This is a genomic window from Prosthecobacter vanneervenii (assembly GCF_014203095.1).
Taxonomy (GTDB): Bacteria; Verrucomicrobiota; Verrucomicrobiia; order Verrucomicrobiales; family Verrucomicrobiaceae; genus Prosthecobacter; species Prosthecobacter vanneervenii.
On record NZ_JACHIG010000011.1, the window covers coordinates 1 to 14,879 of the forward strand.

14 protein-coding genes are annotated in these 14,879 nt (G+C 59.2%); 9 read left to right on the forward strand and 5 right to left on the reverse strand.

Annotation, left to right across the window (positions count from 1 at the left end; all coding sequences use genetic code 11):
* Positions 1–78 precede the first annotated feature (78 nt).
* Complete coding sequence (locus HNQ65_RS21015; RefSeq protein WP_184342719.1) at positions 79–804, reverse strand: hypothetical protein; 726 nt, start codon at positions 802–804, stop codon at positions 79–81.
* A gap of 457 nt (positions 805–1,261) precedes the next feature.
* On the opposite strand from HNQ65_RS21015, the gene HNQ65_RS21020 reads away from it, so the two are divergent.
* From HNQ65_RS21020 to HNQ65_RS21035, 4 genes are all read left to right on the forward strand, one after another.
* Positions 1,262–2,323 carry a transposase gene (locus tag HNQ65_RS21020; RefSeq protein WP_221306241.1) on the forward strand — a complete coding sequence of 354 codons (1,062 nt, stop codon included), beginning with the start codon at positions 1,262–1,264 and terminating at the stop codon, positions 2,321–2,323.
* Positions 2,324–2,372: 49 nt separating this feature from the next.
* Complete coding sequence (locus HNQ65_RS21025; protein ID WP_184342721.1) at positions 2,373–2,675, forward strand: hypothetical protein; 303 nt, start codon at positions 2,373–2,375, stop codon at positions 2,673–2,675.
* Positions 2,676–2,768: 93 nt separating this feature from the next.
* Positions 2,769–3,017 carry a zf-TFIIB domain-containing protein gene (locus tag HNQ65_RS21030; RefSeq protein ID WP_184342723.1) on the forward strand — a complete coding sequence of 83 codons (249 nt, stop codon included), beginning with the start codon at positions 2,769–2,771 and terminating at the stop codon, positions 3,015–3,017.
* Positions 3,018–3,439: 422 nt separating this feature from the next.
* Complete coding sequence (locus tag HNQ65_RS21035; RefSeq protein WP_184342725.1) at positions 3,440–4,309, forward strand: hypothetical protein; 870 nt, start codon at positions 3,440–3,442, stop codon at positions 4,307–4,309.
* 528 nt (positions 4,310–4,837) lie between these two features.
* Here HNQ65_RS21035 and HNQ65_RS21040 read toward each other — a convergent pair.
* Positions 4,838–6,388 (reverse strand): glycoside hydrolase family protein, encoded by a 1,551-nt coding sequence (locus tag HNQ65_RS21040; RefSeq protein WP_184342727.1) that lies wholly within the window; start codon positions 6,386–6,388, stop codon positions 4,838–4,840.
* 382 nt (positions 6,389–6,770) lie between these two features.
* Here HNQ65_RS21040 and HNQ65_RS21045 point away from each other — a divergent pair, with 382 nt between their 5' ends.
* Positions 6,771–7,253, forward strand: coding sequence for a hypothetical protein (locus HNQ65_RS21045; protein ID WP_221306242.1), 483 nt, complete (start codon positions 6,771–6,773; stop codon positions 7,251–7,253).
* Positions 7,254–7,296: 43 nt separating this feature from the next.
* Entirely contained in the window at positions 7,297–8,577 is a 1,281-nt protein-coding gene (locus HNQ65_RS21050; protein ID WP_184342731.1) for an MFS transporter, read from the forward strand.
* 426 nt (positions 8,578–9,003) lie between these two features.
* Here HNQ65_RS21050 and HNQ65_RS21055 read toward each other — a convergent pair whose 3' ends face one another.
* Positions 9,004–10,116 carry a hypothetical protein gene (locus HNQ65_RS21055; protein ID WP_184342733.1) on the reverse strand — a complete coding sequence of 371 codons (1,113 nt, stop codon included), beginning with the start codon at positions 10,114–10,116 and terminating at the stop codon, positions 9,004–9,006.
* A gap of 226 nt (positions 10,117–10,342) precedes the next feature.
* Positions 10,343–11,212: an FHA domain-containing protein gene (locus HNQ65_RS21060; RefSeq protein ID WP_184342735.1), complete on the reverse strand. Its 870-nt coding sequence runs from the start codon at positions 11,210–11,212 to the stop codon at positions 10,343–10,345.
* Positions 11,213–11,331: 119 nt separating this feature from the next.
* Here HNQ65_RS21060 and HNQ65_RS21065 point away from each other — a divergent pair, with 119 nt between their 5' ends.
* The 3 genes from HNQ65_RS21065 to HNQ65_RS21075 all read left to right on the forward strand — a co-directional run bounded on the left by HNQ65_RS21065 (position 11,332) and on the right by HNQ65_RS21075 (position 12,802).
* The gene (locus tag HNQ65_RS21065; protein WP_184342737.1) at positions 11,332–11,616 is read left to right on the forward strand and encodes a hypothetical protein; all 285 of its coding nucleotides are present in this window, start codon (positions 11,332–11,334) and stop codon (positions 11,614–11,616) included.
* Positions 11,609–12,139 carry an NUDIX hydrolase gene (locus tag HNQ65_RS21070; RefSeq protein WP_184342740.1) on the forward strand — a complete coding sequence of 177 codons (531 nt, stop codon included), beginning with the start codon at positions 11,609–11,611 and terminating at the stop codon, positions 12,137–12,139. Before HNQ65_RS21065 ends, HNQ65_RS21070 begins: the two co-directional genes overlap by 8 nt.
* A gap of 90 nt (positions 12,140–12,229) precedes the next feature.
* A complete protein-coding gene (locus tag HNQ65_RS21075; RefSeq protein WP_184342742.1) occupies positions 12,230–12,802 on the forward strand; it encodes a Uma2 family endonuclease in 573 nt (190 codons plus the stop codon).
* 170 nt (positions 12,803–12,972) lie between these two features.
* Here the strand turns inward: HNQ65_RS21075 and ispG are convergent, their stop codons facing one another.
* Positions 12,973–14,751, reverse strand: coding sequence for a (E)-4-hydroxy-3-methylbut-2-enyl-diphosphate synthase (gene ispG / locus HNQ65_RS21080; protein WP_184342744.1), 1,779 nt, complete (start codon positions 14,749–14,751; stop codon positions 12,973–12,975).
* Positions 14,752–14,879 lie beyond the last annotated feature (128 nt).

Below are 14,879 nucleotides of genomic sequence, written 5' to 3' on the forward strand. Positions count from 1 at the left end.
TGATCATGGTGTGCACACCATACCAAATCGCGCTCTCCTAGGAGAGCGGAGGCTTGAAACACTGTTTTCCCTTCGCATTCATGTCGCCTGACCCCGTTTCCTGACCCCGTTTCCTCGCCTCAATGGATCGATTTGAGACAAAGGGATTTTTTCTTCTGTGCTCACTTTCTCCATGAGTCGCTTCTCATAAAAGCTCCGCACACTCGAGTCATTGTAGCGGTTTAAAAAACGCTCCACCGCCAGCTTAGCAGGTTCGCGATTCTCAAGAGGAACATAGTTACAGTACACTGTGATCTGGCGAGTGAACTCATTAAACCGCTTTTGAGCATCTTCTTTGTTGGATGTGTCTTTTGGTAACTCTGCTTCAGCAGCAGCGATCAACTCTCTCAAAACTTCTTCACTAGGTCGATCAGAGTTGGCATACGCTTCGCCAATGGCATGACGAAGACGCAGATTCGGGGTCTTTGCGATTTTTTTGAGAACAGGAATAAAATTTTCATGACCTGAAACGATGCAGCGAGTGATAATATCCTCAATGGATTCCTCCAAGTGAGCACTGACAGGCAATGACCCATTTGCTACTTGTTCGAGCACCATTTTGGCATCAGCAATAGCCTCCACTGATAGGTAATCATGCGAGTTCTTAGACTGCAGCCTCGTGAGTGCAAGACGCAAGCCTATATCAGTCACCTCTGCGTAAGGAACTTGGACGGGAGGTGGTACATCTTGCGACCATAGCTTGGCATTCGCAAAACCAGAAAGCACGCAGGCCCAAACAGTTATTCGGAGAATGTATCTTTTCATGGCGGCAATATAAACGGAGACTGTTGAAGTTGCGGCACTACTTGAGGCGTTCCGTATTTGGAGATGCGCTTTCGGTCGAATATATCGCCATTGTCAGGCCCAAGAGTATGCCAGAGACAGCGTAAAAAATTATACTCTACATCATTGCGACCGTCCATTGATGAGTGAACGTCATTAAGGAGGCGGTGCAGTGTTTCATGAGCTGCCGTATGCAATCTTTTTCCAGGAGTGATCAGGATGAAAAGCCTCGTTGATGAGGCGCTTGCCGCGCTTGGAATAAGTGTATACGCTTTGTCGTACGAATCATGCCGTTAAGATTTGGGAATCGAAAAGAATTGGTGTAAATCAATACCCATCTTTGTTCGTTACACTTGGATATATTGAACTGATATAGCTCAAGAAACGGGGTCAGGGTGCAAATAATTGACAAAATGAAATGTTGCCATACGAGTCGTGCATGGCACGCAGCATCCGCATTCAGTCTGCCGGCGCGTATTATCATGTGATGGCGCGGGGGAACCGGCGGGAGGTGATCTTTCATGATGACGATGACCGGCGCTTCTTATTGCACACGCTGGGGCAGGCCTGCGAGATGACCGGATGGCGCGTGCATGCCTGGGTGCTCATGAGCAATCATTACCACCTCTTTCTCCAGACGCCGGAGCCCAATCTCGTGGCGGGCATGTCCTGGCTGCAAAACACCCTGACACGCCGCTACAACGTCCGGCACCGGAAGTGGGGGCGGCTCTTTGGCGACCGCTACAAGGCCGTCGTGGTGGAAGGCGAAGACTGCTACCATTACCAGACGCTGATGGACTACATCCACCTCAACCCCGTGCGGGCACGGCTCATCCAGCCCAAGGAGAAGCAGAGCGTGCTGGACTATCCGTGGAGCAGCATCGCTGGAGGCTATGCGCTGCCGCCTGCCCGGCGTGCGAATTGGCTGGCGGCTGGGCGCGGTTTGGAAGCCTTTGACCTGCCAGACACCGCAAACGGACGGCGGAGGATGATTGAGCGGCTGGACCGGCGGGCGACGAGCGAGGAGATGCAAAGCTGTGGCGTGCCTCCGCTGGCTGCGGAGGTGGATGCACGGGCCAGCCACCTGCGGCGCGGGTGGTACTGGGGCAGCCAGGCCTTTGGGGAGAGGATGAGAAGGCTGGTCGGGGCGCTGCTGAAGAAAAGCGCGCCGAGATCGCGCAACTATCAGGCGGATCCGCATGTGGCGGCACATGGGGTGCAGCAGGCGGAGGCGTGGCTGAAGCAGGGGCTGAAGGCAGCAGGCCTGAAAAGAGCTGAGATGGGGCGGCTGAAGGGATCGGATGTGAGGAAACTGCTGCTGGCAGATCTGCTGTGGCGGCGCACGACGGTGTCGCAGGAATGGCTGGCGGAGGCGCTGGCGATGAAGTCAGCGGCGAATGTGAGCCAGCAGCTCCGGCGGCTGGACCGCCAAAAGGCCCTTCAACAAGCTCCCGAAACCCTCCAGGACTTTTTGAGTCAGCCGGAGTTCACCGCGAGCTGAAGCTCATGAGATTTGTCAAGTATTTGCACCCTGACCCCATTTTATGCTCATGGTGCAGGCAGACAAACGTCGTTCACCTGGAGAAGCCGGACGCCTTTCCTTCAAGGGCACGCTGGATCGAGTCAACCAATGGCACGGCACGCTGTGGGGCTGTACCAGTGCCAGGCAGTCAACCGGACGCTACGAGCAGTTCCTGCAACTCATCGCCGGAGATGTGGTGCCCACACGGCTCAAACGCAACGAGCCGCGAGTGGTCAAACGACGGCGTGACAGCTACCAACTCATGACTCAGCCGCGCTACGTGATGCGTCTCTTTCCAGCCCCGCCAAAACACAGAAAATCCGCCGCTTAAGATGCTAAGTAAGTGCCATTCCACCCTGACCCCATTTTACGTCCATCCACAGCGGCAGAACACGGATGAAAACATCACCGCCTATTCGCAGCCATGAACATGTTTCCTATGCAATGCCCGCGTTGCCGCCAGGGCCACGATCTCCATGCCATTCGAGTCGATGGGATCAAAACAACCCTTTTTGTTTGCCATGAATGCGATGCGACCTGGACTTCAATTGAGGCAATTGGAGCTCTCCCCCCAGAAGATTTTGAGTCGTATCTAGGACAGAAGGGCATTGATCCAATTCGAGCCTACTCCGAAGTCATTGATGCCAAAATGAACTCATACGGCAACCGCTAGCGCGGGACATGCCAGCCTATTTGCGATTGTTTGCAGTGGTTTGACCGCAGTTTTGGAGGGAGATGGGTGGGGTGGGAGACAATCAGATAATGAGACAATCAGATGGGGAGAGGGATGGTGATTGCTGGTAAGACTGGCAGCTGATGTTGAAGCGCTTTTGCTTTGGGTGTTTGCCGAATGACTGACATCTTTTCGGTAATGTGGCACCGAGTGACGACGAAGGGGAAGCCGGAATGAAATTGTCAATTATTTGCACCCTGACCCCGTTTATGCGACGCCTACGAATACGCCGAGCGGCTGCCACGACCCCATCAGGGGAAACGGGGCAGGGTGGAATGACACTTACTTAGCATCATAAGCGGCTTTCTCCTTCGTATTCTGGTGGCCTGATCCCGTTTGCGCGCTTTTTTGCGCGTTGAACAATGAAGGTCATTCTCACCATTCTAACCTGTGCGGCGCTCAGTCCATTTGTGTTCGGCTCCGCATCTGTGGTTCCACCCAAACAGCATGGCCAGTTGCGCTGCCTTGAGACGCTCACTCTCAAAGACATTTTTGATGCTGGTTTCAGGCCCTATCGGTTAGCAGAAAGTATCTGTAGCGTGGGAAAAGCAGATCTCATGCTCTCGCTTCCTTCGTCGAGCGGAGAAATTCCGCTGGATGTCGAATACATTAGTTTCCGCATCACTCGAACTGAAACAGTCAGAGGGATTGATCTTCAGACGAAGGTGGCATCCCCCCAGCAGACAGGGGAGGTGCTGCGGCGGCTTGCTCAATCCATCGGGCTCAGATTGACAGGACTGGATGAGGCCCTGACCCGAACAACACTTGACACCCCTAAACGACTCGATCCATGGACTCAAGATTGGTCGAATGAATGGCTCTCCATCAGGTTTGGGCTGCAGCCAATTTTGAGCTTCATTAATGATGCAAGCAAAGGGTACCGTGAGGTGAGATGCTATGCCGTGCTGGGTATCAATTGGAAGCCGACAGAGATCGGGCCAACTTACCGTGAAACACGCATCACGCCGCCCAAAGGCTATGAGCATGTCTCAATGGACATACCGAATTCGGACCTGGTGAAGAAAGCTCAAGCTTCGGATGATCCATCCTTAGCTCATCTTCGTTACGCTGATGAGAAGACGCGGCAAGCCATCATCGAAAGCGTGGCCGAGACTGTGGTGAAACGTCAACCAGCCCACAAAACCTCCCTTTTAACGCCGTGGAGTATCATCGTGGTGTTGACCGTGGCGGCAACTGGCCTGCTGTGGTTTTTGCTCAAGCGGCGTTCGTGAGTATGGACAAAAGAAAAAGATGCCGGGCGAGAATGGCATGCGGCCTGCCAGCGATCGAGCGGAGTGGGGGCGTCCTGATTCCATACGCTCCTGCAACGTTGAGCGTCCCCACATTATCCGTGAATACGCGGCAGGTGGGGGGATCAAGATGATCCCCCCTCCGTCTGCCGGTGCTTGTGACCTCATACCACCATCTGTTGAAAACGGGTCTGTCTCAGAGGGAGAGTTTGCTGCGGAAGACTTGGGGGGCGGAGTCGTATTGAAGCGCGTTCTGAAAGCGGGGGCCGATGTGCGGCGGAGCGCAAGGCAGACGCTGCTGGTGAACGCGGTGTGATGTAGAAAGTCTTGGGTTTGCTTCCCAGCCGGTGGCTTGCAGACCCAGGGTCGCCTCGCTGAGGCTCGGCTGACCCTGGGCTCAATTACGCAACCCCTTTGGGGTTGGCGTAAAGAGGGGCTGAGTGACGAAAAGAGAACAGACCTGTTTTCAATGGGTTGTGGTATCAGAGCTGTTTTCAGCGCCTCGTGGGATTACTCAACTGCATAGCTGAACAAGTCTCCGCTTTGGAGGTGGAACTGCAGACGGATGGGGATGCCTGATGGAAGTGTGGTGGTGTTTCCCCACTGAACGGGGAGCTTGACGCCGTCCTGAGCTTTGAGCACGCAGGCTGCTTTTTCGTAGCCTTTGATTGTGTGGCCTGTGGCGTCAAGCACTTCGACGCTGAGCTGTCCTTTGGTGAGGTCTGCATTGACGAAAAGCTGTGTGCCCTGGGGTGTGAAGTCGTGTGTTTCGATGGTGCCGGTTTTTTCTCCTGCCCGCAGCGAGGCGAGGCCATCGGTGCGCCAGATGGCGAGGGCGATGGACTGCTGCTTTTCGGGGGCCAGGCCGCCGTGCGGGGTGGTGGATGCGGTGTAGTACATCCACATTTCGTCGCCGACGAAAACGGGGGCATTGCAGAGGCCGAAGATGCTGCCGGCATCGTAGGCGTGCGGGCCCAGCGGAATCACGGGAGTGCGGTCTGAGCAGCGGTCCCAGTGGCGACCATCGCGGCTGGTGACGAGTTTGACATCAATGATGCCGGTGGCGGAGCGCTTGCGGCCATCGACTTCGTCATTGCCAAACAAGGCTGAGGGTGGCTCGATCCGCCGGAAATGGGTCACAAAACCGAGCCACTGACCTGCATAAGGAAAGGCGGAGAGATTGTAGTATTCCGAGTAGGTGCCGCCTTTGAGCTTTCGGGCGGCTTTGTTGTCAACCTCGTCGGCGACGACGACGGGGTGCGGCTCTGACCAGTGCTGCATGTCTTTGCTGACGGAAAGGAACACGTGGCGGATGCCGATGACGCGGGGGTCTCCCTGGCGCTTGTGAAAGGCGAGGTATTCGCCGGTCTGCGGATCCTGGGAGAGGGTGATGGTGTCGCAGCCGAGGAGGATGGGCTCGGGCTCGACGGTCCAATGCCAGCCGTCGGCCGAGTAGGCGGAGTAGTAGAGCCGATGATCTTTGTCACGATACCAGTCCACGAGCTCAAACTTGTCTTTGAGCCGCTGCAGCTTGGCGTCGTCCACGCCGCGGCCTGCATTGCCCACGGCTTTGTATCGTTTCCTGGGATCTGTTTCGAATTTGTCCTCGATGATGCTGGGGCTGTGGAGGCGCAGGTCTGTTTCATTGGTGTCGCCAGCGACCTTCAGGGCTGGCTTTTCCCAGTGGATGCCATCGGCGGAAGTGGCGTAGAGGACGCTGCCGGGGTCTGCATACCACATGCGGAAAGAGCCGGTTTTTTCATCGCGCAAGACGGTGCCGTAGATGTTGACCCGCTTGTCGAGAATGCCGTCTTTGGTCCGCACCTCCCAGGGCATGTCTGCAGTGAGGACGGGGTGCTCTCGTTTCCTGGCCGGGTGGATGACGCGGGTGATGCCTTGCTTGCTGCGGATCATGAGGCTGTCCACGAAGAGCTGCTTTTCGCCTTTTTTCAGCAGCGGTGAGGGAGGGCGTTTTAACGGGGCTTCTTGGGGGAGGGCTGGAGAGGTGAGCATGCCAAGACCGAGCAGAGGCAGAAGACGGGGGAGAAGATGTGAGGGCATGAGGGCATGCGAACGGTTTGGCAGGGGGGAAATTGCAGGTTTGTTTCGGGGGGGGGAGAGGGAGATGGTGTGTGGGCGTTGGGTGGCAGTGCTGGCATCGCTACGCGATGCGAGTACCGAAGAAGTGCGAGGTGTGTGTTAACGAGGGGTGTCGCTTCGCTCAACCCCTCGCTACAGGCTGGGATGGCTCCGCCATCCGTGGATGGTGTCATTTCTCGAAGCCCAGGGGCATCACTTGTTTTCATTTTGCGGAGGCTGGCAGGATCAGCATTTTGAAAACATCATGCCGAGATGTGTTGCAGGATGGAAGTGTGAGGTATAGCGATTCCCGCCGAGCACTGGCATCCACACATGTCCACGAAGGGCGCAATCATTGGCAAAAATGCAAACAAATGATCTGCCATCCAGAAGAAGAACCATGCTCACTGCGTTGCTTCCGGCGGTCTTTTTGGGGATGGGAATTCCCGACTTGCTGGACACGATTGCTCTTCATCGGAGTCAAAGCGAGGTGGATGCACGTGTCATCGACAACAGAACCATGTTTAAAAGGTTTGGTGTCTCTCATGAACTGAAATACGTGTTTCAACCTGCTCTCAGAAGAGACACAATCGGCAGGCAAGGTGCTTTTAATGATAACATGTGGTCTTCGCTGCCCGAAGCTGAATGGGGTAAGGCTGTCGAAAAAGGATTTGTGTCTGTCAGGTATGATCCATCCAAACCTGGGAATAACGCTCCAGCTTCGGCTTTGCCGTCAATTCTTGACAGCAGTGTTCCGATATTTTTGGGGCTGCTCTTCAGCTGGGGCATCGTCGTTGTCGAGGTAAGGCGCAGGAGGTTGTCCAGAACTGCTCCTGCCATTGGGTAAAGAGCTTGCCATTGGGGGCGGTCTGCTAAAGACTCGCGGCCGCATGAGCCAACCAGCCTCCACTGAAATCACCCGACTGAGGGATCTTTCGCCTGAGCAACGCCGTTCCGGACTGGCCGCATGGCTGGGGTGGATGTTTGACGGGCTGGACATGCACCTGTACACGCTGGTGGCGACGGCGTTTGTGGCGTCGCTGCTGGCGGTGCCGGAGTCGGACCCGAGCGTGGGCATGCATGGGTCGATCATCCAGGCGGCGTTCCTTGTGGGCTGGGCGGTGGGCGGGGCGTTTTTCGGGCGCGTGGGGGATGTGCTGGGGCGGAGCAAGGCGCTGACGCTGACGATTCTGACGTATGCGTGCTTTACGGGATTGTCGTTCTTTGCGCAGACCTGGTGGCACCTCATGATTTTCCGTTTCCTGGCGGCGCTGGGGATCGGCGGGGAGTGGGCGGTGGGGGCGTCTCTGCTGTCTGAGACGTGGCCGAAGAAGTGGCGGCCGTGGATCGCGGCGACTCTGCAGAGCGCGGTGAACTGCGGGGTGCTGCTGGCGTGCCTGGCGGGGTATCTGCTGGCGGGCAAGGAGCCGCGCTACATTTTCCTGATCGGGATCCTGCCGGCGCTGATCACGCTGTGGATCCGCAAGGCGGTGCCGGAGACGGAGGAGTGGGTGCAGGCACGTGAAGGGCAGCCGGTGCCGAAGATCGGTGATCTTTTCAGCCCGGCGGTGCGGGGGGTGACGTGGCGGGTGATGCTGATCTGCTCGGTGTCGCTGACGGCGCACTGGACGTTTCTCTTCTGGCAGCAGAAGCATGTGCTGAGCCTGGAGGAGATCGTGCCGCTGGACAAGGCGGGGAAGGATGCGGCTGTGGTGACGGCGCTGATGTGGATCATGTTTGGCTCGTTGATCGGGAATTTCATCAATGGCGGGCTGGCGAAGGTGTTTGGCTACCGGAACACGATCGTGGGGATGATGCTGGCGTATTTTGCGATCATGTATGTGTCGTTTTCACAGGTGTGGAGCTGGGAGGCGACGAAGTGGCAGTTTGCGATCATCGGGGCATGCCAGGGTGTGTTTGGGCTTTTCACGATGTGCCTGCCGCCGGTGTTTCCGGTGCTGCTGCGGACGACGGGTTCGGGCTTCTGCTACAACATCGGCCGCATCGTGGCTGCGGGCGGGACGGTGTTTTTTGGGATCTTTGTGAAGGTGGGGGATTTCAGGACGGCGCTGCTGTATGCGGGGTTCCTTTTCATTCCGTCGGCGGCGGTGGCGTTTATGCTGCCGTCTGAGCCGAAGGAAGCGGATGGGGTGGCGAGTGCGGTGGACTGAGGGGGATGGGGAATGACGAAGTCCGAAATCCGAATGACGAAATAATGGCGAGTGGCGAAGCCTGAAGCAGGTGGAGGCAGGGGAAGTACCAATTGCTAGAGCCGCAGATGGTGCGTCTCTTGGTGCTGAGTCATACTGCCATCCATTGAAAACAGGTCTGAACAGGCGCGCAGATATCTTCAGGGCGGCCTGCAGGGGGACGATGATCTCGCAGCCTCTCCTGCGCTCCTTCAGAGCGCGGCCTTGAGCGAGAATGCCGCTGTGATCCAATCCCCAGGGCTAGCGCCCAGAGCTGACTCCTGCGGGCCTTTGGCCCACGGCGCCGGGCCTTGGCGAGCCCTGCTTACCCATGGACTCACCGACTCTCTCTTCAGACCCGGTTTCAACTGTTCGTGGTATCAAGCGCGCGCCAGCAGGCGAGCTGGCTCAGGCGGGTTTGGAGGTGGGGAAGTGGGTGCTGGCGCAGTCGGGGCAGATGCCGTGGGAGACGCTGGCCTCTGTGTGTCTGGCGATGTAGGAGGCGACGTCGTCCCAGTAGCCCTGGTCATCGCGGATTTTTTTGCACCAGGCGCACATGGGGAGAAGGCCCTGGAGGGTGCGGACTTCATCGAGGGCTTGCTGGAGTTCGGCGATGGTGTGGTCGCGGGCATCGACGGCCTCGCGTCTGGCGACGTCAAGATGGTGAAGCTGACGGGCGGTGGCGAGGATGAGGGCGGTGAAGAAGAACATGGCGCAGACGACGAAGAAGGCGACGCCGTGAGGCGAGTCGTAGAGGCCAGGGCGGAGGTCGCTGATGACGAGCCAACCGATGAGCAGGGGGAGGAGGATGGCGGCTGGCAAGAGTCGGCGGGCCATGATGCCGCCGGTGGTGTCGCTGAAGAGGAGGGTCTTTTTTGGCGCTGACTCCTGCATGGCACACCAGAGGCCTGCGCTGAGGAGGAGGAAGGCGAGGGCGGTGTGAACGGCCATGCCGGTGATCTGGCTAATGCCGACCCTGAAGACGAAGCCGAAGAGATGACCTGCGAGATTGGCGAGCGTGATGAAGGTGAGGCAGATGCGGAGGGCGCGGGAGAGGGTGCGGCGCCAGCCCACCCAGCCACCTGAAGAAAGCAGGAGTGAGAGGCCGAAGAAGAGAAAGCAGACGGCCGTCTGTGAGGACATGCGGCCGGGGATGTACTTCCTGGTGGCGGGTGCGGTTTCTGCGATGAGGAGATTGTCGATGCCGAGATCCTGCCGGAAGAGGTGCTCGACGAGGGTGAGTGAGGCAGTGAGAATGACGAGTCCGGTGCAGAACTGCGCCACGCGCCTGCATCTGTGGCTGCGGCAGGAGGAAGCTCCGCGCAGTGAGAGGCCGGCGAGGAGGAACATGAGGGCCGCATTGAACTTCATGGCGATGCTGCCGGGGACGATGCGCTTGAGGAAGGAGACATCGAAGATCCATCCGGCGATGGCGGAGATGCCAATGCCGATGACCAGGAGGCTGAAGAGATTGGTCCAGCGGGTGAGCCCTGTGCGGGAGGTGGGAGGGTTGTCTGTCACTGAGGGGATAAGGGATTGAGAATCAACCAGAAGAAGATCGATTCGGGGCGGGGGTTTTTGTCACCTCAAATGGTGGTCGTGTTCAATGTGAGGGGGCATGATGAGGCTGCTGGCCCAGCGGGAGCGCCCCTTTCCAGATGATGCTGAGGGGCGTATGGCACATGAGCGCCGGAGCTGGTGGAGCTCTGGCGCTCCCAGCCAGGAGTGGTGCCGACCGTGGCAGCGGTCAGTCGCCAGGAGTGTAGAATTTGGCGGGCCTGGTGAAGCCTGGGACGGGGGATTCGCAGACGAGGCGGACTTCGGAAGCTGCGGAGAGGTGTGTGACGGCGGCTTCGGAGAAGAGGATGCTCTGCTGCTGGGCGGCGGCGATTTTTGACATGGCGAGAACGAAGTCGATCTCGGCGCCATGGAGGCGGGGCTCATCGAGTAGCGGGACAGTGCCGATCTCGACTGGGCCGAAGTGGAGGACGAAACGGAAGGGCGGGGAGGCTGCGCGCTGGGCCTCGTACATCAAGGAGACGGCCTGGCGGAGCTGGATGGTGCTGTCGTCTGAGTTTTCCCAATGGCAGAAGAAGCCCTCGGGGAGGTAGCGGGAGGTGTGGCCGCCGCATTCTTCGATGATCTGGCGGGAGTTTTTGAGCCAGGTACCGATCTGGTGTGAGAGCTCTGGGGCGGGCAGAGATTGGGCGAGCTGGGAGTAGCCGATGACCTCGGCAACCATGAGCCAGCACTGGGAGAGATTGGATGGGAGGGCCTGTGATGCAGAGGAGCTGGCGGGGGGCGGAGCGGGGGTGCCTGGAGGGCGGGGACTGAAGGCGAGCTCGTGGGTGCCGAGACGGATGAGGTCGCCATGATGAAGGGGCATGGGTTGGGAGATGCGGCGGCCATTGAGGAAGGTGCCATTGGCGCTGCCGAGATCGACGAGCCAGCATTCGAGGTCTCCCTGAGGCTGGATGATGGCGTGACGGCGTGAGACTTCGGTGTCTGCGATGGGGAGGGGGTTGTCCGGCACGCGGCCAAGGGTGCAGGTGCCGGTGATGTCATGGCGCGCTCCGCCCGGAAGGCGCAGCCAGGGCGGTGAGAGTTTGGTGCTCATGCCTGGGGTGGTTGTGAGGTAATGTGGCAAAGGAAACGGCGGCAGCCAAGGGGTGTTGCGCAAGAAATATCGCTTTGCGATGTCTTGCGTGTGGCGCTGAGGGTGACGATGATGGGCGGATGAATGAAGCGGAGCCTCTGTCGGTGCATGCGGTGTTTAACTATGCGGAGGCGGGGCTGTGGTTTGTGATCGCGCTGGTGCTGGCGGTGAGGCTGCGGATGGGGAGGCCATGGCGGTGGCTGGTGCCGGCGGCGTTTGGGTGCTTTGGGGTGTCGGACCTGATCGAGGTGCAGACGGGGGCGTGGTGGGAGCCGTGGTGGCTGTTTGTGCTGAAAGCGGCGTGTGTGCTGGTGTTTCTGCTGGCGTGGCTGGCGTTCCGACGGCAGGGGAAGAGGCATGGCTGAGTCTCCTTTCAAATACTGCAGCGACTGCGGACGGAACGAGTGGATCACGAAGAGTGACCGGGAATTTGTGTGCGTGGCGTGCGGGTTCCGGCATTTCATCACACCGATCCCGGCGGCAGTGGCGCTGATCCTGGATGCGGAGGAGAGGGTGCTGATCATCCGGCGTGCGCATGAGCCGGGCTATGGGAAGCTGGGGCTGCCGGGTGGAGTGATCGAGCCGGAGGAAACGGGTGAGATGGCGGCGGCGCGTGAGACTCGTGAGGAGGTGGGGATTGATCTGCCTGCGAGCGCGTTCACGTATTATCTGGCGCTGAACAACCGGTATCCGTTTCAGGGATTTACGTGGCCGACGCTGGACCTCTTCTACATGGCGCGCGTGCCGGACTTTAGCACGGTGATGCCGGATGCGGCGGAGGTGTCAGAGTGCCTGATCTGCAAGCTGGATGAGGTGCCGCTGGAGGAGTTTGCGTTTTGGTCGAACGCGGAGGCGGTGAGAAGGTGGAGGGAGATGGGGGCGAGGTAGAGTGCAGGAAGACCGAGCCATCATGGGGCGTGTGCAGCAGGTGCTGCAAGACTGCTTGCCAGTTTTGATTCTGAAATTAATGTTTCCCGCATGGTGCCTATCTTGTCGCAGCCAGCTTTTCAACAGCGTGCACTGCCGCTGTCTGTCGCGGCATGGCATCAGATGATCGACAAAGGGCTGGCTCCTGAACGGGCGGAACTGATCCGTGGGGTCATCATTGAAAAAATGAGCAAATCCTTTCTTCACACCCGGCTGGCAGATGCGCTGGTCGAGCTTTTAAGGAATGCCGTCGGTGGCCTGTTCTGGGTGCGCCAGGAGGCTCCGCTGACGTTTAAGGATTCCGAGCCTGAGCCGGACATCTCCATTGTGGAAGGTCGTCGGGATGACTATCAGGCCCACCCTGTGACCGCGCGACTGGTGGTGGAGGTATCAGTAAGCAGCTTGCAGGTGGATCGCGAGATGGCGTCGGTGTATGCCGAGGCCGAGGTGGCGGAGTATTGGATCGTGAACGCGGCGGAACGGTGTCTTGAAGTGTATCGAGATCCGGTCGAAGGGCGCTATCAAAGCCAGCAACGTGTGACTGAGGGTGAAGTGCTGGAGTGTGGCGTGCTCAGCGGTGTGAGCGTGAAGGTAGCCGAGCTTTTTGCCGGAGTGGCAGTGTAGGTTGACTGACTGGTGCCGCTGGAACGGAGCGTGTAAATGAAAAGGTCGTTCGCATGTCATGCTACTTGCCGAGCGCTGGTGGACGGGCGGGCTGTCGCCACACCCATCCTACGACGTGGCGTTGGGGCGCGGCTTGCAGTTTAAGTGGGCTGGAGTGAGGCAGCTTTGCCTCAGGCGGGGACGGGGGCGTCGAACCAGCGGTTGTGTTCTTTGATGAGGTCGATGAGGCGTTCGACGGCTTCTTCTTCGGGGATGTTGAACTTCACGGCGGTCTTGCCGACGTAGAGGTTGATCTTGTCGGGGGCGCCGCCGACGTAGCCGAAGTCGGCATCGGCCATTTCGCCGGGGCCATTGACGATGCAGCCCATGACGGCGATGCGGACGCCTTTGAGGTGGCCGGTGGCGGCGCGGATCTTCTGCGTGGTGGTCTGCAGATTGAAGAGGGTGCGGCCGCAGCTGGGGCAGGCGACGTAGTCGGTCTTGAAGATGCGGACGCCGGCGGCCTGGAGGATGTTGTAGCTGATGCGGAGTGACTGGCCGGGGGCGGGCTCGCCATTGACGATGACGGCATCGCCGATGCCATCGCAGAGGAGGGAGCCGATGTTGGTGGCGGCGACGAGGAGGTTTTCGGTGAAGTCGTCGCTGCCGGAGGGCTGGAAGGTGTCTTTGAGCAGGATGGGGTGGCGCGGCTGGAGCCGGGCGGCGAGGAGGCGGTAGGCGGCGATGACTGGGAGGGTGAGGCCGTCTTTCACAGCGACGAGGCGGGGCTCTGCGCTGGCATTGATCTCGGCGACGGCGGAGTCGTCACGAGGGTCGAGCTCGGTGACGCCACTATCTTCGATGACGACCTCGGGTTTGTAGTCGCCGAGCTTGTCGATCTTGTGGGCGACGGCGTCCCACTTCTGACGGGTGGTGAAGACGGGGACGGTTTCGCCGCCACCGGCTTTGATGCCGTTGATGGTAACGAGCTGTGAGGCGCGGCGCTGGTAGTCGAAGGGGTCGTAGCTGACTGGAGGGGCGTTTTGGATGCGCTCGTTTTTGGCGGGGAGGCCTTCGTTGTAGGGTTTGACGAGCTGCTGGGCGACGGGGATCTCGAAGATGGCGTCTTCGGTGAGGGAGACGCGCACGGTATCGCCAATGCCGTCTGCCAGGAGAGAGCCGATGCCGATGGCACTTTTGATGCGGCCGTCTTCGCCATCGCCTGCCTCGGTGACGCCGAGGTGGATGGGGTAATTCCAGTCGGAGCCCTGTTGATCGAGATGAGCGACGAGCAGGCGGTAGGCCTCGATCATGACCTTGGGATTGCTGGCCTTCATCGAGAAGAGGAAATTGTGGTAGCCTTGGGAGCGGGCGATGCGGGCGAACTCGAGGGCGCTTTCCACCATGCCGAGGGGGGTGTCGCCGTAGCGGTTCATGATGCGGTCGCTGAGGGAGCCGTGATTGGTGCCGATGCGCATGGCGCGGCCGAGGCGGATGCACTCCTTCACGAGGGGGACGAACTGCTCCTCCATGTAGGCGACCTCGGCGGCGTATTCGTCGTCGGTGTATTCCTTGACGGCGAACTTCTTTTTGTCGGCGTAGTTGCCGGGATTGACGCGGACTTTTTCGACCCACTTGACGGCCTCCATGGCGGCGTCGGGTTTGAAGTGGATGTCGGCGACGAGGGGAACATCGCAGCCTGCGGCGCGGATGCCATCGCGGATGTGCTGGAGGTTTTCGGCGATGACGCGGGTCTGGGCGGTGACGCGGACGATCTGGCAGCCAGCTTCGGCGAGGCCGAGGGCCTCCTTGACGCAGGCAGCGGCGTCGCGGGTGTCGCTGGTGAGCATGCTCTGGACGACGACGGGAGCACCGCCACCGATCTGCACCTTGCCGACCATGACCGGGCGCGTCTCACGGCGCTGGTAGTTGTAGAGATCGGGGCAGTAGCGGAGGAGGGGGGAAGACATGGTGGGTGGGTAAAATGCCGGAATGCGGTCATGACGCAAACGAGAAGCCGCTGGGGTAGGCACTGATTTACACCGCGAGAGATTAGACCAGTTCTCGAAAAGCCTGTCACATTGCCCGAGCGGCGGAG

What these genes read in the sequence shown, in the direction of transcription:
- HNQ65_RS21015 (WP_184342719.1), bottom strand. Translation starts at nt 804, where the DNA reads ATGAAAAGATACATTCTCCGAATAACTGTTTGGGCCTGCGTGCTTTCT.
- HNQ65_RS21020 (WP_221306241.1), top strand. Translation starts at nt 1,262, where the DNA reads ATGGCACGCAGCATCCGCATTCAGTCTGCCGGCGCGTATTATCATGTG.
- HNQ65_RS21025 (WP_184342721.1), top strand. Translation starts at nt 2,373, where the DNA reads ATGGTGCAGGCAGACAAACGTCGTTCACCTGGAGAAGCCGGACGCCTT.
- HNQ65_RS21030 (WP_184342723.1), top strand. Translation starts at nt 2,769, where the DNA reads ATGAACATGTTTCCTATGCAATGCCCGCGTTGCCGCCAGGGCCACGAT.
- HNQ65_RS21035 (WP_184342725.1), top strand. Translation starts at nt 3,440, where the DNA reads ATGAAGGTCATTCTCACCATTCTAACCTGTGCGGCGCTCAGTCCATTT.
- HNQ65_RS21040 (WP_184342727.1), bottom strand. Translation starts at nt 6,388, where the DNA reads ATGCCCTCACATCTTCTCCCCCGTCTTCTGCCTCTGCTCGGTCTTGGC.
- HNQ65_RS21045 (WP_221306242.1), top strand. Translation starts at nt 6,771, where the DNA reads ATGCAAACAAATGATCTGCCATCCAGAAGAAGAACCATGCTCACTGCG.
- HNQ65_RS21050 (WP_184342731.1), top strand. Translation starts at nt 7,297, where the DNA reads ATGAGCCAACCAGCCTCCACTGAAATCACCCGACTGAGGGATCTTTCG.
- HNQ65_RS21060 (WP_184342735.1), bottom strand. Translation starts at nt 11,212, where the DNA reads ATGAGCACCAAACTCTCACCGCCCTGGCTGCGCCTTCCGGGCGGAGCG.
- HNQ65_RS21065 (WP_184342737.1), top strand. Translation starts at nt 11,332, where the DNA reads ATGAATGAAGCGGAGCCTCTGTCGGTGCATGCGGTGTTTAACTATGCG.
- HNQ65_RS21070 (WP_184342740.1), top strand. Translation starts at nt 11,609, where the DNA reads ATGGCTGAGTCTCCTTTCAAATACTGCAGCGACTGCGGACGGAACGAG.
- HNQ65_RS21075 (WP_184342742.1), top strand. Translation starts at nt 12,230, where the DNA reads ATGGTGCCTATCTTGTCGCAGCCAGCTTTTCAACAGCGTGCACTGCCG.
- ispG (WP_184342744.1), bottom strand. Translation starts at nt 14,751, where the DNA reads ATGTCTTCCCCCCTCCTCCGCTACTGCCCCGATCTCTACAACTACCAG.